This is a genomic window from Mycobacterium paraense, assembly GCF_002101815.1.
GTDB lineage: Bacteria > Actinomycetota > Actinomycetes > Mycobacteriales > Mycobacteriaceae > Mycobacterium > Mycobacterium paraense.
Map to the genome: position 1 here is coordinate 106,044 of NZ_LQPM01000010.1, position 21,304 is coordinate 127,347.

Sequence of the window (21,304 nt, forward strand, 5' to 3'; positions counted from 1 at the left end):
CGCCTACCGTTCGATCATCCGCCCGGCGAGCTTGCCAGCCACCCGCCGGATCCGGTCGGAAATGTAAACCGAGAACACCGGGGTGACGATGTCCTCACGCAGCCGGGTCAGCTTGGAGCTCTCGATGAGCCAATGGCCGCCGACGTTTGCGTAGGTCTCGTGGTAGTGACCGTAGCCGACCAGCGTCACGCCCGGACCGAAGCGGACCACGTCTTGCAGGGCCCACACGCCGCGCGCCGTCGTCGCCGACGTCAGCTCGATCTCGGGGGCGTGCACGTGGTGCGCGGTCGCCTGCGCGGGGCGTCCGATGCTCCTGCGGGTGAAGGCCACGAAATCGTCGGCGCCGCGGATCAGCTTGCCGCCGGCCTCGGAGGTGTCGCTGAGGAAGTCGTCGGTGAACACCGACCGCCACGCCGCCCAGTCCTTGGCGTCCAGGTACCGGCAGTAGCGGGCCTTGAGCTGCTTGATCGCCTCGATGGCCAGCAGCGTGGCGGTGTCGGCGTCGGTGGCCTGTTCCGTCATTGCGGCTCGATTCTGGTCGACCGGCGTTTCCGCCCAGCGTGACACTTCACCCCGAAACTGTAACCCCTCAGCCTTTGAAGTAGACGATCTGATGGCTGGTGGCCATCAGGACCCCGTCCCGGGTCCAAAGCTGGGCGCTCTGGTCAAAGTAGCCGCCGGAGAAGCGGTGGGCGTGGGCGGTGGCCAGGACATAGTCACCACCCACCGCGTCGAGCTGGTGCCGGTCGGCGAGGAAATAGGTCGTCAGCGAGATGGTCCCGGCCGGCATGACCGCGCCCCGGCGCAGGAACACCCGCGGGTAGAAGACGTCGGACAGGGCGGCCAGCGCCGGATAGTCGATCGGGCGTTGCGCTCTGTCGCGCGCCCACAACGTCGTCGTCGACGAAGCGCTGGGTCGCCCGTCCGCGGCGGGGATCGGGCCTTCGACGAACCGCATGTCGTAGAGGTCCGCCCAGCGCACGACGTGGCCCATGCCGGTGGGCGCGATCGATTCCGGTGGGGGCGCGCTCGGAGGGCGGGCCTCCGTGTCGGACCAGGTATCGCGGACGGTCGCGAACACCGCCGTCGCCGTGGCCTTGGTTTCGCCCTGTTGGCGCAGATCCACGTACCAGTGCTGGTTGGTGCGGTTGGTGCGCACCACGCGGAGCGAGAGGTCGAACGCGCCGTCGGCGACGGGTGCGGCGAAGTTGACCGTCAACGCCAACGGCTCACCGATGCGGTCGGGATGCGTCTCGATGGCCCGCACGATGACGGCCGTGGTGATGCCGCCGAACGGGCCGACCATGTTGGCCCATTCCGGATGGGTCCTGCCGCGCCAGACCTCGGCGTCGATCGCGTCGAGTTGGACCGCGTCGTCGAACGGGTGCGTGCCGGTCATGCCGATTCCTTGATCGCCATAGCATCGGGCGGTAATCGCGCGGCGATGCGGGTCGACGGCAGATTACTTGGCGCCGAGTGCGACAGCTAAATTGGGGCTCGGCCGAGCCGCGCGTAGCGAAGGAGGCGGGCCCCGCATGAGCCTTCCGGATCGCCAGCGGGCGATGGTGATGAACACCCCCGGCGCGCCCCTCGAGGTCGTCGACAGGCCGGTCGGCGAACCCGGTCGGGGGCAGGTGCTGGTCAGGGTGCGGGCCTCGAGCCTCAACTTTCACGACAACGTCAACCTGATGGGGCTGCTCCCCGGGCCGTGGCCACGCGTGCCGATGAGCGACGGCGCCGGGGAAGTGGTGGCGGTCGGAGCCGGGGTCGACTGGCCGCAGGCGGGGGACCGGGTGATGGGGGCGTTTCACCCCGGCTGGCTCGATGGGCCGCCGACGCCGGAGTCCAAGCGGGAGCTGCCCGGCGACACCGAAGACGGGTGGCTGCAGCAGTACCGCGTCGCCGACGCCGCGGGACTGGTGCCCACGCCCGCGCACCTGAGCGACGTCGAGGCCGCGACGGTGCCCTGCGCCGGCGTCACGGCCTGGAGCGCCCTGCGGGAAGCCCGCGTCGACGAAGGCGACGTCGTGGTCACCCAGGGAACCGGCGGGGTGTCGCTGTTCACCGTCCAGCTCGCGAAACACCTGGGCGCCACCGTGATTCTGACGTCCTCGTCCGACGAGAAGCTGAAGGTCGGATCCGACATGGGCGCAACGCATCTCATCAACTACCGCGCGACACCGGACTGGGAGACCGAGGTCAAGCGGCTGACCGGTGGGAGAGGCGCCGACCTGATCGTCGACCTCGGCGGGCCCGCCACCCTGGCGCAGTCGGTGCATTCGGCGCGGGTCGGCGGCACGGTCGCGGTGATCGGCGTGCTGACCGGATTCGACACGGCGCCCGTCTCGGTCGCGGAAGTGATGCTCAACAACCTGCGCATCGTCGGGATCACGGTGGGCAGCGTGCGCGAGCACCGGCTGTTGTGCGAGTTCATGACGAGCGCGGGCATCAAGCCCCACATCAGCCACGTGTTCGACTGGGAGCAGCTCGACGACGCGATGGCGGTGATGCGGGCCGGTCGGCACGTCGGCAAGATCGCGCTCACCATCCCATAGAAAGGCGACGACCACATGACGGAGCCTCCTGCGAAGCTGATCGACGCCCGAATCAAGGAGCTGGGCGATTGGCGCGGTGAAACGCTCGCTCACATCAGAAGATTGATCAAGCAGGCCGATCCCGACGTGGTCGAGGAATGGAAGTGGCGCGGCGTACCCGTCTGGTATCACGACGGGATGATCTGCACCGGGGAGACGTACAAGAACGTGGTGAAGATGACATTTGCCAAGGGCGCCTCGCTGGACGATCCGTCGGGTCTTTTCAACTCCAGCCTCGACGGCAACACGCGGCGGGCCATCGACTTCCACGAGGGAGACACGATCGATGAGAAGGCGCTGACCGCGCTCATCCGCGAGGCGGTGCGGCTGAACGCGTCCTAGTCGACCTGTACAGTCGCCAAGGGGTGCTGTACAGTCGCCCAGCACAAGCTCGAGGAGGCCATCGGCGATGACGCGCAGGCGAATTCGGTGAGCGCCGAGTCGGTCGAGGAGTTCCGCGGCCGAGCCAAAGGCTGGTTGGCCGCGAACCTGCCAAGGCTCGACTCCGACGAGGCCATGGTCCTGGAGCGCGACGAGCTGGCGTCGTGGCGGCGCGCCCGCGAACTGCAGCGCAAGTTGTACGACGGGGGATTCGCCGGCATCTGCTTCCCGCGGGAGTACGGCGGGCTGGGACTGGGCTACGAGTACAAAAAGGCCTTCGACGCCGAGGCCCTGGCCTACGAGACGCCGCTGCTGCTCAACATCCCGTCCTTCGCCATCTGCTGCGCGACGATCCTGGACATGGGCAGCGAGGAGCAGAAGCGCACCCACATCCGCGCGGCGCTGCGCGGCGACGAAGTCCTCGTTCAACTGTTGTCGGAGCCCAGCGGCGGGTCGGATCTGGCCGGCGTGATCACCCGGGCCGATCGCCGGGACGGACGCTGGATCATCAACGGCGCCAAGACATGGAGCACGTGGGCGTTCGCCGCCGACTACGGCCTGTGCCTGGCCCGAACAGACTGGGACGCACCAAAACACAACGGCCTCACCATGTTTCTGGTGCCCCTTCGGCACCCGGGGGTGACGATCAACCGCATCCGTCAGGTCAACGGCTCGGTCGAATTCTGCGAGGAATTCTTCGACGACGTCGACGTGGGCGACGACGCCGTCGTCGGGGAACCCGGCAAGGGATGGGAGGTCGCCTCGCGGCAGCTCTACCACGAGCGGCGCACCATGGGCGACGGCTCGGAGTACACCAGCGGCCCGGGAATCGCTGAGGCCGAGGATATTTCGATCGACCTGATGTCGCTGGTCGAGCGCTCGAAGCAGGGCGGCAGCGAACGGGTCCGGGAGATGGTCGGCCGGGCGCTGGTGCACCGGGCGGTGCACGGGCAGCTCAGCGAGCACGTCTTCCACGCCGTCGTCGCCGGCACCCTGCCCCCGGCCGCGGGATCGATCATCCGGCTCGACATGGCCGCGGTTCACGACGTCGAGAACGACACCGCCCACGCCATCGCCGGCCCGGCGGCCGTGGTCGAGGACGACGCGGGCTTGCTCGACGTCGGCACGCGTTACCTGGGCCGCCAGATCGCCAGCATCGGCGGCGGCACGACGGAGATGGCGCGCAACGTGATCGGCGAGCGCGTGTTGAACTTTCCCCGCGAGTACGCCGCCGATCGCGGCGTGCCGTTCAACCAGGTGCGCCGGGGCAAAGCCGTAGAGGGAGGCCCGAAGTGAGCGACCGGCCCCGCGACATCCGCGAGCTCGCCAGCGACACCGACGCCTACCGCGACGAGTTGTTCCGGCGCTGGACCGGACTGCTCAGCTACCGCTACATCGGCCGCAACCACTCGGCCATGAACCTCGGCGAATCCGACGACACCGTCACCATCCGCCGCGACATGCGCAACGAGGCCGGTGGCCTGATGGTCGCGCCGCTGGCCATCTCGTCGCCGGAGGGATGTCAGACCGACATGGTCGCGGTCCCCAATCCGGTCATCGCGTCGGTACAGATCGTCGACCCGGGCTACGACGTCACGAGAATCGAGATCGTCGGGTCCGGCATCGTGCATCAGGGCCGGACGATGGGCTACGGCCGGTGCAAGATCGTGGACGCCGACAATCCCGACCGCGTGATCGCCTTCAACGAGGGGCAGGGGGCGGTCATCGGTGTCCCCCCGGAAGGCCTTGGCAAGATGGATGTTTCGGGCACCGAGCTGATCATCGAGGACTCGCCCGACCTGCCGCCGCTGTGGGAAGCCTTCGGTGCGAGCAAGCGCGACGACGGCCATTGGGTGCTGCCGGCGCTGAGCGCCGAACTCGCCTCGCCGGACGCCGCGCTGCACATCGGGCCCCAGCACGTCGTCCTCGAGACCGCCGCGACCGACCTGGCAGCCGACCTTGCCGGAACGAGGAAGGTCCAGGTGATCAGCTGGCACGTCATGTTCATGTCCCGCGGCAAGGTCGGCCCCTTCCGCGTGGAAGGCACCGCGCACGGCGGCGGCGGGCGCGTCGGGGTGCGCATGCTGCTGCACGACGAGGGCAACGCGGACAAGGCGATCACCTCCGCCGCGGCGATCTTCGACGTCGTCGATTAGTTCGGGCGTTTCGAATACGGGCCGCGGTGCCAATTGAACTGAACCGGAATCAGCAGCGAACGACCGGTGAAACTTCGCGGCTTTCCCTCGCGCGCCGGCGCCGGGCCGAGAATCATTGACATAAGAAATGGTAAACCTGTAAAACCATCGATGGTGGAACCATTGATGCGGAGCTTGACTGCAGGGGGAGCGATGAAGCGCGATATCAAGACGATGGGTGCGTGCGCGCTCGGCGCCGCTTTGGCGGTGGTGCTCATGCCGGCGGGCGTCGCGCGCGCCGACCAGACGGACCAGGACTTCACCAACTTCCTGAATTCCCACGGCATCAACCTCGGCAACACCGACCAGACCGTGAACATGGCGCGGGTGATGTGTCAGGACCTCAACGCCGGTTACACGCAGAAGGACGAGATCGACCAACTGACGGGCGCGCACCGGCTGAACCAGTCGCAAGCCGAGACGTTCGTCGGCGCCGCCACCGCGGACTACTGCCCCGGAAAGCACAGCCCTAACCGCCCGAAAGCCAAGTAGCTGCTGATCAAACCCTGGTCATACATCTGCGTGCATATGTATGGTGCAACAAACCCATGGGCACGACAGGAGCAGACCAGTGGCAGAACGCTTGGCGGGAAAAGTCGCGCTCATCAGCGGCGGTGCGCGGGGGATGGGGGCCTCGCACGTGCGAACGCTGGTGGCCGAGGGGGCCAAGGTGGTGTTCGGCGACATTCTCGACGACGAGGGCAAGGCGGTGGCGGCCGAGGTCGGTGACGCGGCCCGCTACGTGCACCTCGACGTCACCAAACCGGAGGATTGGGACGCGGCGGTAGCCACCGCCATCGGCGAGTACGGCGGCGTCGACGTGCTGGTGAACAACGCCGGCATCATCAACATCGGAACCCTGGAGGACTACGCCCTCTCCGAGTGGCACCGGATCCTGGACATCAACCTCACGGGCGTGTTTCTCGGCATCCGCGCCGTGGTGAAACCCATGAAGGAAGCGGGACGGGGATCGATCATCAACATCTCCTCGATCGAGGGCATGGCCGGCACCATCGCCTGCCACGGTTACACCGCAACCAAATTCGCGGTCCGGGGCCTGACGAAGTCGGCGGCGTTGGAGCTGGGCCCGAGCGGCATCCGGGTCAACTCGATCCATCCCGGGCTCATCAAGACGCCGATGACCGAGTGGGTCCCCGACGACATCTTCAACACCGCGCTGGGCCGGATCGCCCAGCCCAAGGAGGTCTCCAACCTGGTGGTGTACCTGGCCAGCGACGAGTCGAGCTATTCGACCGGCTCGGAGTTCGTCGTCGACGGCGGCACCACCGCGGGCCTCGCGCACAAGGACTTTTCCGCGGTCGACGCCAGCCAGCAGCCCGAGTGGGTCACCTAGGCCGAACCGAAATCGAAACTGCGTACAGCGCTGAAAAATTCGGGTCAAGCACGCGCTGTGCGCAGGCTCGGCGCGTCGTCACCTAGCTCAGGGCGCCACCGCGAACGATTCGTGCTCCTTTGCCGGCGTCGGCCACGGCGACGGTACCGGCCGTTGCCGCACCCGTTGGGGCCACCAGAACCACTTGCCCAGCAGCGCGGCAATCGACGGGGTCATCAGCGACCGCACGATCAGCGTGTCGAAGAGCAGGCCGAGGCCGATGGTCGTACCGACCTGGCCGATCACCGTGAGCTCACTGACCGCCATCGTCATCATCGTGAAGGCGAACACCAGCCCCGCCGAGGTGACCACCGACCCGGTTCCGCCCATGGCCCGGATGATGCCCGTGTTCAGGCCCGCGTGTATTTCTTCCTTGAACCGGGACACCAGCAGCAGGTTGTAGTCGGCGCCGACGGCCAGCAGGATGATGACCGACATCGCCAGCACCATCCAGTGCAGCTCGATGCCGATCAGGTGTTGCCAGATCAGCACCGAGAGCCCGAAGGACGCGCCGAGCGACAGCAAGACCGTTCCGACGATCACCGCCGAGGCCACGACACTTCGCGTGATGATCAGCATGATGATGAAAATCAGGCACAGCGAGGCGATTCCGGCGATCAGCAGGTCGTAGTTGCTGCCGTCCTGCATGTCCTTGAAGGTCGCCGCGGTCCCGCCGAGGTAGATCTTGGAGCCTTCCAGGGGTGTGCCCTTGAGCGCTTCGTACGTGGCCTTCTTGATCGCATCGATGTGCGAAATGCCCTCCGGCGTCATGGGATCGCCGTCGTGGCTGATGATGAAGCGCACCGCGTGCCCGTCGGGCGGCAGGAAGTTCTTCATGCCCTTCTTGAACTCGGCGTTGTTGAAGGTCTCCGGCGGCAGGTAGAACGAGTCGTCGTTCTTGGAGGCGTCGAACGCCTTGCCCATGGCGCTGGAGTTCTTCTGGGCCTCGTTCTGCTGATCCTGCAGACCCTTCTGGGTCGAATACATGGTCAGCATCGTCGTTTTCATGGCCTTCATGTTCTCGATCATGGACGGCATCAGCGCCACCATCTGAGGCATGAGCGTGTCGAGGTGATCCATCACGGGCAGCAGGCTTTGGATGTCATCGGTCATCGTGTCGATGCCGTCGAGGGCGTCGAAGACCGAGCGCAGCGAAAAGCAGACCGGGATGTCGTAGCAGTGCTTCTCCCAATAGAAGTAGCTGCGGAGCGGTCGGAAGAAGTCCTCGAAATCGGCCATGTGGTCGCGCAATTCGGCGACGTCGATGGTCATGTCGTGCATTTTCTTGACCATGACGTGCATGCTGTCGGCCATCTGCGCGGTGATGCTCTGCATCTTGACCATGCTGTCGATGGTGGTCTGCATCATGTCGGCCTGGTGCAGCATGTCGGCCATCTGGTCCGCTTGGTACTTCTGGTTCATCTGCTGGGAGACGCCCTGCATGCTGATCTGGAACGGGATCGAGGTGTGCTCGATCGGCGTGCCCTGCGGCCGGGTGATCGCCTGCACGCGCGAGATGCCGGGCACCCGGAAGATCGACTTGGCGATCTTGTCGATGACCAGGAAGTCGGCGGAATTGCGTAGGTCGTGGTCACTTTCGATCATCAGCAGCTCGGGATTCATCCGCGCCTTGGAGAAGTGCCGGTCGGCGGCCGCGTATCCGGCGTTCGCCGGCAGATCGGCGGGCAGGTACTTGCGGTCGTTGTAGTTGGTCCGGTACCCGGGCAGGGTGAGCAGGCCGACGAGCGCGATCGCAATCGTGACGATCAGAACGGGGCCGGGCCACCGGACGACGACGGCGCCGATCTTGCGCCAGCCGCGGATCCGCTGTGTGCGCCGGGGCTCGAGCGTCTGGCGGAACCGCGACGCCACCGAGAGGACCGCGGGGCCCAGCGTCAGGGCCGCCGCGACCACGACCACCATGCCGATGGCCAACGGGATGCCCAGCGTCTGGAAGTAGGGCAGGTTGGTGAAGTGCAGGCAGAACGTCGCGCCGGCGATGGTCAGGCCCGACCCGGCCACCACGTGCGCGGTGCCGCCAAACATCGTGTAATACGAGTCTTCTCGCGATTCACCGATCGAGCGGGCCTCCTGATATCGCCCGATCAAAAAGATCGCGTAGTCGGTCGCGGCCGCGATCGCCAGCGTGACCAACAGGTTGGTGGCGAAGGTGGAGAGCCCGATGATGTTGTAGTAGCCGAGGAAGGCCACCATGCCGCGCGCGGCGGCGAGTTCGAGCACGACCATCACCAACGTGAGCAGCACCGTGACGATCGATCGGTACACCATCAGCAGCATCGCGATGATCACGATGAACGTGACCGTGGTGATCACCTGCAGGCTGCGGTCACCGGCGATGTGCTGATCCGCTTGCACGGCGGCGGGTCCGGTGACGTAGGCCTTGACCCCGGCGGGCGGGGGCAGGTGCTTGACGATGTCCTGGACGGCCTCGACCGACTCGTTGGCCAGCGCCTCGCCCTGGTTACCCGCGAGGTAGACCTGGACGTACGCGGCCTTGCCGTCGTTGCTCTGGACGCCGGCCCCACTGAGTGGGTCGCTCCACATGTCTTGGACGTGCTCGACGTGTTTGGTGTCGGCGTCGAGCTTCTTGACCATCTGGTCGTAGTACGCGTGGGCGTCGGCGCCCAGCGGATTTTGGCCCTCCAGCACGATCATGACCGAACTGTTGGACTTGTACTCGTGGAACACCTCGCCCATGTGTTTGGTCGCGATGACCGATTGCGCGTCGTCGGGGCTCATCGAGACCGAGCGCATCTTCCCGACCTCGTCCAGCTGCGGGACGATCGTGTTGAGCACCGCGATGATCGCGATCCAGCCCAGGATGATGGGCACCGCGAAGCGTCGGATTAATCGCGGGATCGCCGGGCGCACAGCGTGTCTGGTGATCGGGAGGGTGTCGGTGGGGTGTTCAGCGTTTGCGCTCATGCGGATTTCACCAGACAAAAGGTCAGGGCGTGCACGCCGTTGGTTATCTTCTCGTCCTTCACTTCGTCGTCGATGGTGATGCGACAACCGAGGCGGTCACCGTCGCTTTGCGCCGAGAGGTTGGGGAAGACCGACGGGGCGGTCGTGGACAGCACCAGGGTCCAGGGCAGCGGCGCGTCGTCGATCCGCTTGGGGTCGGCGGCCAGATCCAGGTAGTTGACGTTGGCGTGACTGGCCGAGCCGAAGATCTCGTACTTGACGACCTTGGGCTTGAACGGCTTGGAGTCCTCCTGCCGAGGGCTCGTCAGGACGCCGGTGTCGTTGGCCGTGAAGAAGGACTTGACCCGCGCCACGGTGAATCCGCCGATCACCACCACCGCCACGATCAACAGCGGCAACCACGCGTTGCGCACGACCCTGGATAGCTGCACCTGCGTGGATTCCTCTCGTCGTCAAATCAACGTTGGTGCGTCGCCTTCGAGGTGATCACCGTATTAGGTTGCGCCACAACGGCGTTCGCACGCCGCCGTGATGGGTTTGAGCCGTCGGGCCCTGGGAAGCCTGTCCCTGCATCGCGAACCCCCGTCTGATGCCACCACAGCATAATACACCGCCTGCACAATTTGCAGACCATGCAAACGAAGGTGATCTAGCTAACTATCGCGTCACTTCGCGAAGATGCTGTTGACCAGGGCCGCGGCCCGCTCGACGTAGGGCATCGGCGTGTCGTCGTAATCCTGTGGTTCGGCGCTGGCCCAGCGCTCGATGCCCGAACGCACGGCCGTCAACGCCAGCGCCGCGATCAACGCGGGTATCTCGTCGTCGGGCCGCATCGCTTGGCGGCGGGCGACGATGTCGGTCAGCTGGTTCTGAAACCGTTCCAGCTCGGCGAGGAACGCGGCCAACACGGCCGGGCTGGTCTTGCAGAGTTCGAGCATGCCGGCGGCCTGTTCGCGCAGCGGTGGCATGTCGCGCAGATGGTGTCCCGCGAGGGTGATCAGCTCGGCGAGGACCACCGAATAGGGCGCCGGCCCGGCCGCGACGAATTCCGCGGCGAGCTCCCCGGGCAGGTCCGACGGGCCATAGGCGATCGCGGACTCTTTGTTCGGGAAGTAGTTGAAGAACGTGCGCGTCGAAATTCCCGCCTCGACGCAGATCTCTTCGATGGTCACCTTGTCGAAGCCGCGTTCGAGCGCCAAGCGCACCGCGGCGTCGCGGACGTCGGCACTGGTCTGGCGCCGACGCCGCTCACGAAGGCCTAGGGGATTGCCCATGCCACTAATAGTTGCACAATCCGCAAACTTTGCAGTCAACTCGGTCGGAGGCGGCCGTTCACGGCGAGGCGAGGGCGTCGCGCAGGTGGTCGCATTGACTGGCGAAGAACTTCACCGAAATCGGCGCCTTGTCGGCGATCTGATCGAACGCGTGAAACGCGCCCGGGACGACCTCCTCGTGCACGGGAACGCCCGCCTCGCGCAGCCGTCGCGCGTAGTCCAGACACTCGGCATAGAACAGGTCCAGCGTCCCGACGCCGATCCAGGCCGGCGCCAGGCCCGACAGATCTTCCCGCCGCGCGGGCGCGGCCGCGGCGGGATCCGCGCCGTCGAGATACCACCGCCACGCCTGCTGGTTGTCGGTTTCGGTCCACATGAGCCGCTTGTGACCGCCGCCGTTGGCTCCGGTGCGGTCGTCGAGCATCGGGTACACCAGCATCTGAAACGCAAGGCGGACGTCTTGGCGATCGTGCGCCCGCTGCGCCACGGCCGCCGCGAAATGACCACCGGCGCTGGCCCCGCCGACCGCGACGCGATCCGGGTCGACCCACGGTTGGCGCGACAGCCAGCGCAGCGCCGCGTAACAGTCCTCGACCGGGATCGGGTAGGGGTGCTCGGGGGCCAGCCGGTGGTCCACGGCGGCCACCGCGACGCCGGTGAGGTGCGACAGCTTTCGCAGGAATTTGTCGTCCTGGGCGGCGTGGCCCATGATCGTGCCGCCGCCGTGGATCCACAACATCGCCGGCGCCCGGACGGGAAGACCGGCCGGACGATGCAGGCGGACGGTGACGTGCTCGTTGACCGCGGCCACCGGGAGGTTACGGATCCGTCCCGCGTTGCCCATCAGGTTCATCAGCCGGCGCTGGATCTTGTAGCCCCGGTGCAATGCGTAGCCCCGGGGCAAAAAATGGGCCGCCTTGCGCAGACCGGGATCCAACGCCTGCCGCGACGTGAAGGCGTTGTCGGCGTATGTGTTTGCCATCGCATGCCCTTCGGTCCGGTTCGCCGACCCTACCTGAAGCCGAAAACTGCCACAGGCATTAACTGATTGGCCCGCGCGCCGAGAGGGTAAACGGGGTCGATGGCTTCGACCATGACCAAGGTCATCAACGTCCTGGACCCTCGCACCGGCGACAAAGTGTCGCAGGTGCCCATCACCGAGCCGGCCGATTGCGACGAGGCGATCCGGCGAGCCGCCGAGGCCGCACCCGGCTGGGCGCGCACCCCATCGGCCGAACGCGCCGCCGCGATTGCGGCGGCGGCCGCCGATGTCCGCGCCGCGGCCCGCGAACTCGCCGAACTGAACGAGCGGGAGACGGGCAAGCTGCGCGACGACGCCCTCGGCGGCGTGGACGCCGGGGTCGGGACCGTCATGCAGTACGCCCAGCTCGGGCCGTTGCACCGCGGGCGCAGCCTGCAGGGCGGGTGGTCGGCGACCGACCTGATGATTCCCCAGCCCCGCGGCGTGGTGGCGGTGCTGACGCCCTGGAACGACCCCGTGGCGGTGGCCGCAGGGCTGCTCGGCGCGGCGCTCGTGACCGGAAACACCGTGGTGCACAAGCCGAGCGAGCGCTGCCCGCAGACCGGCCGGCGGTTCGCCGAGCTGTTGGCCGCGCGGCTGCCCGACGGCGTGCTGCAGATCGTCGACGGCGACGAAACCGTCGGCGCCCGCCTGGCCGAGGCGGAGAGCGTCGACGTGGTCGCGCACGTGGGCAGCAGCGCGGCCGGCCGAGAGATCGCCCGCGCCTGTGCCGGACGCGGCGCGAAGGCGCTGCTGGAAAACGGCGGCAACGACGCGTTGATCGTCGACGGCGACGTCGACGCCCGCTGGGCGGCGAGCCAGGCGGCACTGGGCGCCTTCGCCAACGCGGGTCAGATCTGCGTGTCGGTGGAGCGCATCTATGCCGTCCAGTCGATCGCCGACGCGTTCGTCGGCGCGCTCGCCGAGGAGGCGGCGGCGTGGGCCGATCGGATCGGGCCGCTGGTCGACGAGCGTCATCGCGATCAGGTGCACGCGCACGTCGAGGACGCGGTGCAGCGCGGCGCCCACGTTCTCGCCGGCGGCGAACCGGGGCCCGGGCCTGGGGCCTTCTACCCGCCCACGGTGCTGACCGACTGCACGCCCGACATGCTGGTGATGAGCGAGGAGACGTTCGGTCCGATCGCGGCGGTGCGGATGGTTCCCGACTTCGCCGGTGCCCTGGCCGAGGCGGCCGACGACCGCTACGGGCTCGCCGCGACCGTGCTGACCCGCGACATGGCCCACGCGCAGGAGGCCTGGCACAGCCTGCCCGTCGGCACCGTCAAGATCAACAACGTCTTCGGCGGCGCCCCCGGGGGCGCATCCCAGCCGCGCCGCGCCAGCGGCACCGGGTTCGGCTTCGGCCCCGAGCTCCTCGACGAGATGACCACGATGAAGGTGATGCATTGGTCCGCGCCGGCGTAACGCCCCGCGAGCGTGCACCTACCGACGTCGCCACTCGAGAAACGCGTCGCTAGTTGCACTCTCGCGCACGCCGCTCGAGATCCAGCAGGACGCGCTTGGCTGCGGCACCGCCGCGGTAGGCGCCCATCGTTCCGTCGGAACGGACCACGCGGTGGCACGGCACGAAAATGGGAATCGGGTTGGTCGCGCACGCCGTGCCGACGGCGCGCACGGCCTTGGGGGAGCCGGACAGCCCGGCCAGGATCGCATAGCTGGCGGTCTGGCCGTAGCCGACGTCGGCGCTGAGGTGTTCCAGCACCGTGCGCCGAAAACCTTGGGACAGCGACCAGTCCAGCGCGACGTCGAAGCGGCGGCGACGGCCGTCGAGATACTCGTCGAGTTGCCGCGCGACAGGATCCAGCCGGGCGGGCGACTCGAGCACCCGCGGGCTGACGCGCTCCGCGAGGTCCTGCAGCACACCGGCGCGGTCTTCGTTCGCGAACGCCACCCGCAGCAGCCCTCGGGGGGTGGCCGCCAACAGCAGCGGTCCCACGGCGGAATCCACTGTGCGATAAGCGATGTCGAGCAGGCCGCCGGCCTCGGCATTCATCTCCAGCCGCGCGTGCAGGCGGCGAAGGTGCTCGCGGTCGACGGGGTAGTGCTTGGTCAGATCGGGTGTGGTCATTCGTGGTTCCTTGTGGTGAGGCGGGGGTAGGTGCGTCGCAGGGTGGCGATCCCGTCGGCGGCGGCCCGCCGGGCGGCGGCCACGCTGCCGCCGAGAATCGCGGCGATGTCGGAATAGGGGAGACCGGCCAGATAGTGGTAGGCCACCGCCTGGCGCTGCTTGGGTGGCAGCGCGCCCACCGCGGCGTCGAGGTCGGGATCGCGGGTGTCGGCCCGCTCGGGGACGGGGGAGTCGGGGGGATCGGCGAGCGGAATGGCCCGCCGCGACGTCGCGCGGGCGATGTCGATCGCCTTGCGATGCGCGATCGTCACCAACCACGCCTCGACGTTGGCGTCGCCCGGCAGCTGCGGGTAGGCCTTCAACGCGGCCAGAAACGTGTCCGACCAGGCGTCGTCGGCGTCGGCGTGACCGACCACCGCCCGCACGACCCGCAACACCGTCGCACCGTGGCTGACCACGACGGTCTCGAACGGCGGCTTGACGTGCCGAGGGACATTCACCGTTCGTGGTTCCTCCCTGACATTCGGCGACGCTCACTGGGAAGACGCCGGAGCGTTGTCGAATGTGAGAAGCGGATGCAACGAATCTAGAGCTCACGTTTCCCCGGCGCTCATCGTTTACCGTGAAAGGAGGTGCAACGATGCAGACACGACACACGCGGATCGATAGTGCGGTGGGCGAGCTGACCCTGGCCGCCGACGGAGACGCTCTGACGGGCGTGTATTTCCGGCACCATTGGCATCCGCCGACGGCCGCGGCCCTCGGGCGCTACGTCGAGGCGGGCGCCGACGTTTTGTTCGGTCGGGCGGTCGAGCAGCTGCGCGAGTACCTGAGCGGGAAACGCACCCGGTTCGACCTGCCGATCGCCCTGGCCGGCGATCCACGCCAGCGCCGAATCTGGGAGCTGTTGCTCGACATCGGGTATGGCGAGATCACCACCTACGGCGAGCTTGCCGCGCAACTCGGCGACGGCACCACGGCTTACGAAGTCGGCCAAGCGGTCGGCCGAAACCCGCTCAGCATCGTGGTCCCGTGCCACCGCGTGGTCGGCAAGAACGGCGAACTCACCGGTTATGCCGGGGGTCTGAAGCGCAAGCGGTTCCTGCTCGACCTGGAGGCGCCGATACCCGCGGCGGCGGGCCGATTGTTCTGATGCCCTCGAAATGGGACCGGCGGGTGCAGGCCGCCGACTGGGAGGCGGTCGCCGCCGACATGAATGACGTTGGCGGAGCGCTGCTTCCGCAGCTGATGACTCCGCGCGAGTGCGCGTCGGTGCTCGGGCTTTACCGGGACGACGGCCTGTTTCGCGCCACCATCGACATGACGCGCCACCGCTACGGGCAGGGCGAATACCGCTACTTCAAGCGGCCCTACCCGCAGCCGATCGAGGAGCTGAAGCAGGCGCTCTACCCCCGGCTCCTGCCGATCGCCCGCGACTGGTGGACCAAGCTGCGCCGCGAGCCGCCCTGGCCCGACACGCTCGACGAGTGGCTGGACCTATGCCATCGCGCCGGGCAAACCAAACCCACGGCCTTGCTGCTCAAATACGGGCCCGGTGACTGGAACGCGTTGCACCGGGACCTCTACGGGGACCTCGTCTTTCCGCTGCAGGTCGTGATCAATCTCAACGAGCCGGGCGTGGCGCACACCGGCGGTGAGTTCCTGCTCGTCGAGCAGCGGCCGCGAGCGCAATCACGCGGCACCGCCACCACGCTGCCGCACGGGCACGGCTACGTGTTCACCACCCGGGAACGCCCCGTCCGCTCGACGCGGGGTTGGTCGGCCGCCCCCGTGCGCCACGGGGTTTCGGTGGTCCGCTCCGGTGAGCGGTGCACGCTCGGCTTGATCTTCCACGACGCCGCCTGACCGCCTGGGGCACGATGGGCTGATGGAGCTCTACGACGTCTTGCGATCCACGCCCGCCGTGCGCGAATTCGCCGAGGACCCGCTTCCCGATGACGTACTGCTGCGCATCCTCGACAACGCACGGTTCGCGCCGACCGGCGGCAATCGGCAGGGCGTGCGCGTCATCGTCCTGCGCGACGAGCGGACCCGGTCGGCCCTGGCCGACCTCGGACTGCCCGCCGCCCGCCGCTACACGGCGCAGCTCGCACACGGCGAGTCGCCGTGGAATCCGTTGCAGCCGAGCGGCCCCGACGCGTCGACGGTCGACGCGACCGAGCCGCCCGCGCAGATGTGGGCCCCGATTCGGGAGGCGTCGGTGGTGCTGGTGATCTGCCTGGACCTCGCCGTCGTCGCCGCCACCGACCAGGAATTGGATCGCGTCGGCGTGGTGCCCGGGGCCTCGGTGTACCCGTTCGTGTGGAACGTGTTGCTGGCCGCGCGCAACGAGGGCTACGGCGGGGTGTTGACCACGATGGCCGTGGCCGAGGAGCCGCGCGTCAAGGAGCTGCTCGGCGTGCCCGACCCGTACGCTATCGCCGCCGTCGTGCCGCTGGGCAAGCCGGTGCGCCAGGTGACAAAGCTGCGACGACGGCCGGTTCCGGAATTCGTGACCCGCGAGCGCTTCGACGGAGCACCGTTCGGCCGGTAGGTCTCAAGAAAACGGGCAGCCAGGGTTTGCCGCGTCCTCGGCCAGGGGTTTGCCCGCCGGGAGGACGTAGATGATCTCCAAGATCACCGGCGTCGCGCCGAGATTGCGGCCCAGGTGCACGTGCTGGGGTCCTGCCGGCTCGTTGAGCGTGTCACCGGGGTTGTAGACGCCGTCGACCGAGCAGTCGGCGGCGTAGTGGGTGAGCGTTCCTTGCTTGATCGCTCCGACCAACGTGCCGTCGTGGAAGTGCCACCCCGTGCTGCCGCCAGGGGCGATCGTACTTTCGCGGATGACGAAATCCCTTCCGTCTTGCGAGGATTGGTTCAGCGTCTGCGAATTCACCCCGCTATCGGGTGTGGCAAAGCTCTGGCCGGGCGGCGTGACGAATGAAAGTGCGACCACAACTGGGAGAACGCCTACGGTGCGTGGACGCATCGATGTGGTCCTTTCGTCGGACTTCGCCGCCTGCAAGAGCCCTTCTATCAGAGCAACGAAGTGTCGTAGTGTCCAGTGAATGGTTTTCATCCATACACCAACTGGATAGAGGAGACGGTGAATTGACGCGAATCGCGCCTTCGGAAGCGTTCGCCGCGGTGCCGACGCAAGATCTCGGCCAAGGGGATCGGATCAACCTCGGCGTGGCCGCGATCATGGGTCGGCTCCCCGCGGTCGCCGAGGCGCTCGGCTCGGTGACCGCGGCGCTGCGCGCCGACGGGACGCTGCCGCCCCGGCTGCTCGAGTTGGTGCGGCTGCGCATCGCGTTTTTCAACCAGTGCCGAAGCTGCATGGCGGTGCGCTACCAGAGCGCCATCGACGACGGCCTCGACGCGGACGCCGTCTGCTCGCTGGAACGGCCGGCCGACGCCGAAAACCTCTCGGAGGCAGAGCGATCTGCCCTTCGCTTCGCCGAGCTCTTCGCCACCGACCATCTCGCCATCGATGACGCGGTGTACCACGAGCTGCGCGAGCACTTCAGCGAGGACCAGCTGGTGGAGCTCGGTGTGCACTGCGCGGTCGCACTGGGCGTCGGGCGGCTCGCCGCTTCCTGGGACGTCAGTGACGATCTCCCCGAGTCGCCGGCGTCGTCCGAACGGCTGGCGCCGTGGAACTCCGAATCGGTGGTGGCGACGGGCTAACCGGTCTGTCCACTGCCGGGTAGCAGGGGAAGGGTCGGTCCACCACCGAAGGCGTCCGCGGGCAACGTGGTCAATCCGATCGCCGGGCGCGCGGCGGGGTGGTCGCGGGTGCCGGCGAAACCCAGCGGGCCCGCCTCGCGCCCCGACGCGACCGGCGAAGCATCCAGGTATTCGTAGCGGTAGCCCCGCCCAACATCCTTCGTCGCGGCGGACTTTCGCCCCGGAGTGCGGTCGGCGGCCGGCGCCGCCACGGAAGCCGGCGCCGCGGCAGTCTGCGCCGCCGGGCTGTGAGCCGTGGCGCGGGAACGCGATTGCGAACCGGTCCGGGAAGCGGCGACCAGGTACTGGGTGATAAAGCCGTGCGCGCCGGCCGTTTCACCTGGGCCCGCGACCGGTGGTGGCGGCGCGACTCCCGGCGGGGCTGAAGTTGTAGGTGTTGGCGCCGTCGGCGCCAGGGCCGGTGATGGCGCGATTTCCGTAACCGAAGCGACGGCGCCGGTCGGCGGGCCCGGTGCCGTCGCGATCGGGCTCGGCGGGGCTGACGCCGCCACCGGCGTTGGTCCGGCCACGCCGGCGAGTCCGGCGAGACCGCCGAATCCGCCGGTCGCCCCGACGGGCATGGTGGCGAGGGGAGCGATCACGCCCAGGGAATAGATCGGATTGTTGGCGACGAAGGCGGGCAGGGTGGCCATCAACGTCGGGTAGTTGTAGAACATGTTGATCAACACCAGGGTTCGATGAACGACGAACTGGGTTCCCAGCAGCACGAGGGCTTCCATCAATTGCTCGGGGTTGTTCGCGTACATGGGAATCATCGTTTCGGCGCGCGACAGGAACATCGAAAGGTTCGGCTGCAGCGTCGTGGGGGGACCAAATGGGTTGAAGGGAAAGATGGCCTGCCACCACTGTTCGGCGTTGGTGGGCAAGCCGGTGCCCATCCCGGGCATGTTTCCCATGCCGCCCATGCCTGAGCCCATCTCCGAACCAGAGCCGGAACCCATGCCTCCCGAATTCCCCATGGCGTCGTTGTTCGCCTTCATGATCCGGGGCGCCGGTGTGCTGCCCGGCGCGGCCGCCACCGCTATCGTCGAGGCCGCCTGATAGGTGCTCATGGTGGCGGCGGCCTGGATCCACATCCGCACATAGTCCGCCTCGTTGAGGGCGATCGGAATGGTATTGATGCCAAAGAAGTTCGTGGTCACCAACACGGCGTGAGTGGCGTGGTTGGCGGCCAGCTCCGCCAGCGTCGGCATCACGGCTAGCGCCGTCGTGTAGGCGGTGGCGGCGATCTCGAGTTGAGCGGCAACCGCGGCGGCGTCGGCGCTGGCTTGCGCCAGCCACGCGATGTATGGCGCGTGGGCGGCGACGTATTGCGCGGCGCTCGGGCCCTGCCAGACACCGCTTTGCACGGCGCTCAGCATGGCTGCGAGTTCATCTGCCGCGGCGGCATATTCGGCGCTCAATGAGTGCCAGGCCGCCGCCGCCGTGAGCAAGGAGGCGGGGCCGGGCCCGCTGGACAGCGATGCCGAATGCACCTCCGGCGGGAACGCCATCCAGACCGGGGCTGTCACGGCCCACCCAACCGCGCCACAGGTCCCCCTCGACAGTACACCGTAGAAACAGCTGTAGAAGTTTATTATTACCGCAGTTGCGGAGTAATCAAGCGGTCTGGCCCGCATTCCCTCGGGCCATCGGGTGGGTGGGCGGGGACAAGATCGCGATGCTGCTAAGCTATGGGGAACGTTGGCTGTCTGACTGGACGGCCAGCACGTCGTGAAACGCTTCTTCCTCCTTCCGGCGCCGGCCCGATCCCGTGGCTGACGCACTGAAACCCGGCACAGTTCGTATCGCGGCGATCGATTTTGCCCAACGGCAATCTCGCCACCCTGTGCTGACGATCGCGCGCATTGCGCCGCCAACTCGGCACAACAACGCTGAAAGACATCAACTTGACCACTGGCAAGACATTTGCCGATCTCGGCGTGGCCGAAGCGCTCATCGAAGTGCTGACCGCGCGGGGGATCACCCACCCATTTCCCATCCAAATCGAAACGCTTCCCGACACGCTCGCCGGCCGCGACGTGCTCGGCCGCGGCAAGACGGGCAGCGGCAAGACGCTCGCCTTCTCGATCCCTCTGGTCAGCAGGCTGGCGGGCCGTCCCCGCCGTCCGTCGCGGCCGTCGGGTCTGGTGCTGGCCCCGACGCGCGAGCTGGCCAGCCAGATCACCGCGACGCTGGAACCGTTGGCCGCCGCCAACGACCTGCGTGTGACCACCATCTTCGGTGGCGTACCGCAGGGCAGGCAGGTGGCGGCGCTGAAGTCCGGCGTCGACATCGTCGTGGCGTGCCCCGGTCGGCTCGAAGACCTGATGAAGCAACGGCTGATCAGCCTGGACGCGATCGAGCTGACGGTGATCGACGAAGCCGATCACATGGCCGATCTCGGCTTCCTGCCCGGCGTGACTCGCATACTGGCGGCCACGCCGAGCGGCGGCCAGCGGCTGCTGTTTTCCGCCACCCTCGACAACGGCGTCGACAAGCTCGTCGACCGCTTCCTGCGCGACGCGGTGCTGCACTCCGTCGACGGCTCCCACTCGCCGGTGTCCGAGATGACCCACCACGTATTCCACGTCTCCGGGGCACAGGCCAAGAAGGAGCTGGTACACCGGCTCGCCTCCGGCAGTGGTCGCCGAATCCTGTTCATGCGCACCAAACATCAAGCGCGTAAGCTCGCCAAGCAGCTCACCGAGTCCGGTGTTCCGGCGGTCGATCTGCACGGCAACCTATCCCAACCGGCACGCGACCGGAACCTCGCCGCCTTCAGCACGGGCGAGGCGCGCGTGTTGGTGGCCACCGACATCGCCGCGCGCGGCGTGCATGTCGACGGAATCGAGTTGGTGGTGCACATCGATCCGCCTGCCGAGCACAAGGCCTACCTGCACAGGTCCGGGCGAACGGCGCGGGCGGGCAACGCGGGTGACGTCGTGACCGTCGTCCTGCCCGAGCAGCGCAAGGACACAAACGCGCTGATGCGCCGCGCAGGCATCCGGGTGACCCCGCAGGAGGTCACCGTCGACTCGGCGGCCGTTCATGCGGTGGTCGGTGAACTGGCGCCCTATCGGGCTCCCGCGCCGAGGAAGGCGGTCACGCCGCACCCATCGCAGACCCGCCGTTCGGGCAGCGCCGGCCGCAGACGTGGCCGCCGGAGCTCCGGCCCCGCGCAGCGTTAATTATCGCAGCGGCACAACGGTTTTCGTGAACGGACCGGCTCGTGCTAATTTGGTCGTGTGGATGTTATTGGTACATCCCGCATTTGAAATGAGAGAAGAAAGTAAATGCCACAGGGAACTGTGAAATGGTTCAACGGGGACAAGGGCTTCGGCTTCATCACCCCTGACGACGGTGCGAAGGACCTCTTCGTGCACTACTCCGAGATCCAGGGGAGCGGCTACCGCTCACTCGAGGAGAACCAGCGCGTTCAATTCGAGGTTGGGCAAGGAGCCAAGGGGCCCCAGGCAATCGGAGTCTCTGCCGTCTAAAACACAGACTCGCGACAGTGGGCTGGTGCGTTGCTTCGCACCAGCCCACTGGACTTTTTCGTAGCCCGCGATGGGCGTGCTGCTTACCGGATTCCCGTTGCAGAACCCGCCGCAGTGGCCGCGCCGTGCGCCCCCATATCGGTCCCGGAATGCCCGTCGCCGCGCGGGAATGACGGATTGCT

The 21,304-nt window shown here is 67.4% G+C and carries 23 protein-coding genes; 13 read left to right on the top strand and 10 right to left on the bottom strand.

The window, feature by feature from the left end; translation table 11 throughout:
• Nucleotides 1-3: 3 nt before the first annotated feature.
• The gene (locus AWB89_RS09365; protein WP_085173078.1) at nt 4-522 is read right to left on the bottom strand and encodes a nuclear transport factor 2 family protein; all 519 of its coding nucleotides are present in this window, start codon (nt 520-522) and stop codon (nt 4-6) included.
• A 67-nt stretch (nt 523-589) separates the two neighbouring features.
• Nucleotides 590-1,399, bottom strand: a complete 810-nt coding sequence (locus AWB89_RS09370; RefSeq protein ID WP_085173080.1) for an acyl-CoA thioesterase — start codon at nt 1,397-1,399, stop codon at nt 590-592.
• 136 nt (nt 1,400-1,535) lie between these two features.
• Here AWB89_RS09370 and AWB89_RS09375 point away from each other — a divergent pair, with 136 nt between their 5' ends.
• The 6 genes from AWB89_RS09375 to AWB89_RS09400 all read left to right on the top strand — a co-directional run bounded on the left by AWB89_RS09375 (nt 1,536) and on the right by AWB89_RS09400 (nt 6,524).
• Nucleotides 1,536-2,555, top strand: coding sequence for a zinc-dependent alcohol dehydrogenase family protein (locus AWB89_RS09375; RefSeq protein WP_085173092.1), 1,020 nt, complete (start codon nt 1,536-1,538; stop codon nt 2,553-2,555).
• Nucleotides 2,556-2,570: 15 nt separating this feature from the next.
• On the top strand, nt 2,571-2,936 hold the full coding sequence (locus tag AWB89_RS09380; RefSeq protein WP_085173095.1) for a DUF1801 domain-containing protein: 366 nt from the start codon (nt 2,571-2,573) through the stop codon (nt 2,934-2,936).
• Nucleotides 2,937-3,023: 87 nt separating this feature from the next.
• A complete protein-coding gene (locus AWB89_RS09385; RefSeq protein ID WP_085173097.1) occupies nt 3,024-4,271 on the top strand; it encodes an acyl-CoA dehydrogenase family protein in 1,248 nt (415 codons plus the stop codon).
• A complete protein-coding gene (locus tag AWB89_RS09390; RefSeq protein WP_085173100.1) occupies nt 4,268-5,131 on the top strand; it encodes a hypothetical protein in 864 nt (287 codons plus the stop codon). Before AWB89_RS09385 ends, AWB89_RS09390 begins: the two co-directional genes overlap by 4 nt.
• A 192-nt stretch (nt 5,132-5,323) precedes the next feature.
• Entirely contained in the window at nt 5,324-5,662 is a 339-nt protein-coding gene (locus AWB89_RS09395; protein ID WP_158089813.1) for a DUF732 domain-containing protein, read from the top strand.
• A 79-nt stretch (nt 5,663-5,741) separates the two neighbouring features.
• Nucleotides 5,742-6,524 (top strand): SDR family oxidoreductase, encoded by a 783-nt coding sequence (locus AWB89_RS09400; protein WP_085173103.1) that lies wholly within the window; start codon nt 5,742-5,744, stop codon nt 6,522-6,524.
• A gap of 87 nt (nt 6,525-6,611) precedes the next feature.
• On the opposite strand, the gene AWB89_RS09405 is transcribed toward AWB89_RS09400, so the two are convergent.
• The 4 genes from AWB89_RS09405 to AWB89_RS09420 all read right to left on the bottom strand — a co-directional run bounded on the left by AWB89_RS09405 (nt 6,612) and on the right by AWB89_RS09420 (nt 11,765).
• Nucleotides 6,612-9,509 carry an MMPL/RND family transporter gene (locus tag AWB89_RS09405; protein WP_085173105.1) on the bottom strand — a complete coding sequence of 966 codons (2,898 nt, stop codon included), beginning with the start codon at nt 9,507-9,509 and terminating at the stop codon, nt 6,612-6,614.
• Nucleotides 9,506-9,940 carry an MmpS family transport accessory protein gene (locus AWB89_RS09410; protein ID WP_170929156.1) on the bottom strand — a complete coding sequence of 145 codons (435 nt, stop codon included), beginning with the start codon at nt 9,938-9,940 and terminating at the stop codon, nt 9,506-9,508. The genes AWB89_RS09405 and AWB89_RS09410 overlap by 4 nt, the downstream gene beginning before the upstream one ends.
• 234 nt (nt 9,941-10,174) lie before the next feature.
• On the bottom strand, nt 10,175-10,783 hold the full coding sequence (locus tag AWB89_RS09415) for a TetR family transcriptional regulator (protein WP_085173108.1): 609 nt from the start codon (nt 10,781-10,783) through the stop codon (nt 10,175-10,177).
• Nucleotides 10,784-10,841: 58 nt separating this feature from the next.
• Entirely contained in the window at nt 10,842-11,765 is a 924-nt protein-coding gene (locus AWB89_RS09420) for an alpha/beta hydrolase (RefSeq protein WP_085173111.1), read from the bottom strand.
• 99 nt (nt 11,766-11,864) lie between these two features.
• On the opposite strand from AWB89_RS09420, the gene AWB89_RS09425 reads away from it, so the two are divergent.
• Entirely contained in the window at nt 11,865-13,229 is a 1,365-nt protein-coding gene (locus AWB89_RS09425) for an aldehyde dehydrogenase family protein (protein WP_169716585.1), read from the top strand.
• 49 nt (nt 13,230-13,278) lie between these two features.
• On the opposite strand, the gene AWB89_RS09430 is transcribed toward AWB89_RS09425, so the two are convergent.
• Together AWB89_RS09430 and AWB89_RS09435 are read right to left on the bottom strand one after the other, a co-directional pair.
• Entirely contained in the window at nt 13,279-13,893 is a 615-nt protein-coding gene (locus tag AWB89_RS09430; protein WP_085173113.1) for a methylated-DNA--[protein]-cysteine S-methyltransferase, read from the bottom strand.
• A complete protein-coding gene (locus tag AWB89_RS09435) occupies nt 13,890-14,393 on the bottom strand; it encodes an RNA polymerase sigma factor (RefSeq protein WP_085173115.1) in 504 nt (167 codons plus the stop codon). Before AWB89_RS09435 ends, AWB89_RS09430 begins: the two co-directional genes overlap by 4 nt.
• 140 nt (nt 14,394-14,533) lie before the next feature.
• Between AWB89_RS09435 and AWB89_RS09440 the strand changes: the two genes are divergently transcribed.
• From AWB89_RS09440 to AWB89_RS09450, 3 genes are read left to right on the top strand one after another with little or no spacing between them, the layout of a single operon-like run.
• Nucleotides 14,534-15,046: a methylated-DNA--[protein]-cysteine S-methyltransferase gene (locus AWB89_RS09440; protein ID WP_085173117.1), complete on the top strand. Its 513-nt coding sequence runs from the start codon at nt 14,534-14,536 to the stop codon at nt 15,044-15,046.
• On the top strand, nt 15,046-15,759 hold the full coding sequence (locus AWB89_RS09445; RefSeq protein ID WP_085173119.1) for a 2OG-Fe(II) oxygenase: 714 nt from the start codon (nt 15,046-15,048) through the stop codon (nt 15,757-15,759). Before AWB89_RS09440 ends, AWB89_RS09445 begins: the two co-directional genes overlap by 1 nt.
• Nucleotides 15,760-15,781: 22 nt before the next feature.
• Complete coding sequence (locus tag AWB89_RS09450; RefSeq protein ID WP_085173121.1) at nt 15,782-16,447, top strand: nitroreductase family protein; 666 nt, start codon at nt 15,782-15,784, stop codon at nt 16,445-16,447.
• Between the two features lie 3 nt (nt 16,448-16,450).
• Here AWB89_RS09450 and AWB89_RS09455 read toward each other — a convergent pair whose 3' ends face one another.
• Nucleotides 16,451-16,972 (bottom strand): cupin domain-containing protein, encoded by a 522-nt coding sequence (locus AWB89_RS09455; protein ID WP_241520454.1) that lies wholly within the window; start codon nt 16,970-16,972, stop codon nt 16,451-16,453.
• A 32-nt stretch (nt 16,973-17,004) separates the two neighbouring features.
• On the opposite strand from AWB89_RS09455, the gene AWB89_RS09460 reads away from it, so the two are divergent.
• Nucleotides 17,005-17,583, top strand: coding sequence for a carboxymuconolactone decarboxylase family protein (locus AWB89_RS09460; protein WP_085173123.1), 579 nt, complete (start codon nt 17,005-17,007; stop codon nt 17,581-17,583).
• Here AWB89_RS09460 and AWB89_RS09465 read toward each other — a convergent pair.
• On the bottom strand, nt 17,580-19,154 hold the full coding sequence (locus AWB89_RS09465) for a PPE family protein (RefSeq protein WP_085173124.1): 1,575 nt from the start codon (nt 19,152-19,154) through the stop codon (nt 17,580-17,582). The two genes, AWB89_RS09460 and AWB89_RS09465, sit on opposite strands and share 4 nt — an antisense overlap.
• 378 nt (nt 19,155-19,532) lie before the next feature.
• Between AWB89_RS09465 and AWB89_RS09470 the strand changes: the two genes are divergently transcribed.
• Nucleotides 19,533-20,813: a DEAD/DEAH box helicase gene (locus tag AWB89_RS09470; RefSeq protein ID WP_085173538.1), complete on the top strand. Its 1,281-nt coding sequence runs from the start codon at nt 19,533-19,535 to the stop codon at nt 20,811-20,813.
• Nucleotides 20,814-20,918: 105 nt separating this feature from the next.
• Nucleotides 20,919-21,122, top strand: a complete 204-nt coding sequence (locus AWB89_RS09475) for a cold-shock protein (RefSeq protein WP_085100065.1) — start codon at nt 20,919-20,921, stop codon at nt 21,120-21,122.
• Nucleotides 21,123-21,304 lie beyond the last annotated feature (182 nt).

Coding starts and splice junctions, on each gene's coding strand:
- AWB89_RS09365 (WP_085173078.1), bottom strand. CDS start 522: ATGACGGAACAGGCCACCGACGCCGACACCGCCACGCTGCTGGCCATC.
- AWB89_RS09370 (WP_085173080.1), bottom strand. CDS start 1,399: ATGACCGGCACGCACCCGTTCGACGACGCGGTCCAACTCGACGCGATC.
- AWB89_RS09375 (WP_085173092.1), top strand. CDS start 1,536: ATGAGCCTTCCGGATCGCCAGCGGGCGATGGTGATGAACACCCCCGGC.
- AWB89_RS09380 (WP_085173095.1), top strand. CDS start 2,571: ATGACGGAGCCTCCTGCGAAGCTGATCGACGCCCGAATCAAGGAGCTG.
- AWB89_RS09395 (WP_158089813.1), top strand. CDS start 5,324: ATGAAGCGCGATATCAAGACGATGGGTGCGTGCGCGCTCGGCGCCGCT.
- AWB89_RS09405 (WP_085173105.1), bottom strand. CDS start 9,509: ATGAGCGCAAACGCTGAACACCCCACCGACACCCTCCCGATCACCAGA.
- AWB89_RS09415 (WP_085173108.1), bottom strand. CDS start 10,783: ATGGGCAATCCCCTAGGCCTTCGTGAGCGGCGTCGGCGCCAGACCAGT.
- AWB89_RS09420 (WP_085173111.1), bottom strand. CDS start 11,765: ATGGCAAACACATACGCCGACAACGCCTTCACGTCGCGGCAGGCGTTG.
- AWB89_RS09425 (WP_169716585.1), top strand. CDS start 11,865: ATGGCTTCGACCATGACCAAGGTCATCAACGTCCTGGACCCTCGCACC.
- AWB89_RS09430 (WP_085173113.1), bottom strand. CDS start 13,893: ATGACCACACCCGATCTGACCAAGCACTACCCCGTCGACCGCGAGCAC.
- AWB89_RS09440 (WP_085173117.1), top strand. CDS start 14,534: ATGCAGACACGACACACGCGGATCGATAGTGCGGTGGGCGAGCTGACC.
- AWB89_RS09445 (WP_085173119.1), top strand. CDS start 15,046: ATGCCCTCGAAATGGGACCGGCGGGTGCAGGCCGCCGACTGGGAGGCG.
- AWB89_RS09450 (WP_085173121.1), top strand. CDS start 15,782: ATGGAGCTCTACGACGTCTTGCGATCCACGCCCGCCGTGCGCGAATTC.
- AWB89_RS09455 (WP_241520454.1), bottom strand. CDS start 16,972: ATGAAAACCATTCACTGGACACTACGACACTTCGTTGCTCTGATAGAA.
- AWB89_RS09475 (WP_085100065.1), top strand. CDS start 20,919: ATGCCACAGGGAACTGTGAAATGGTTCAACGGGGACAAGGGCTTCGGC.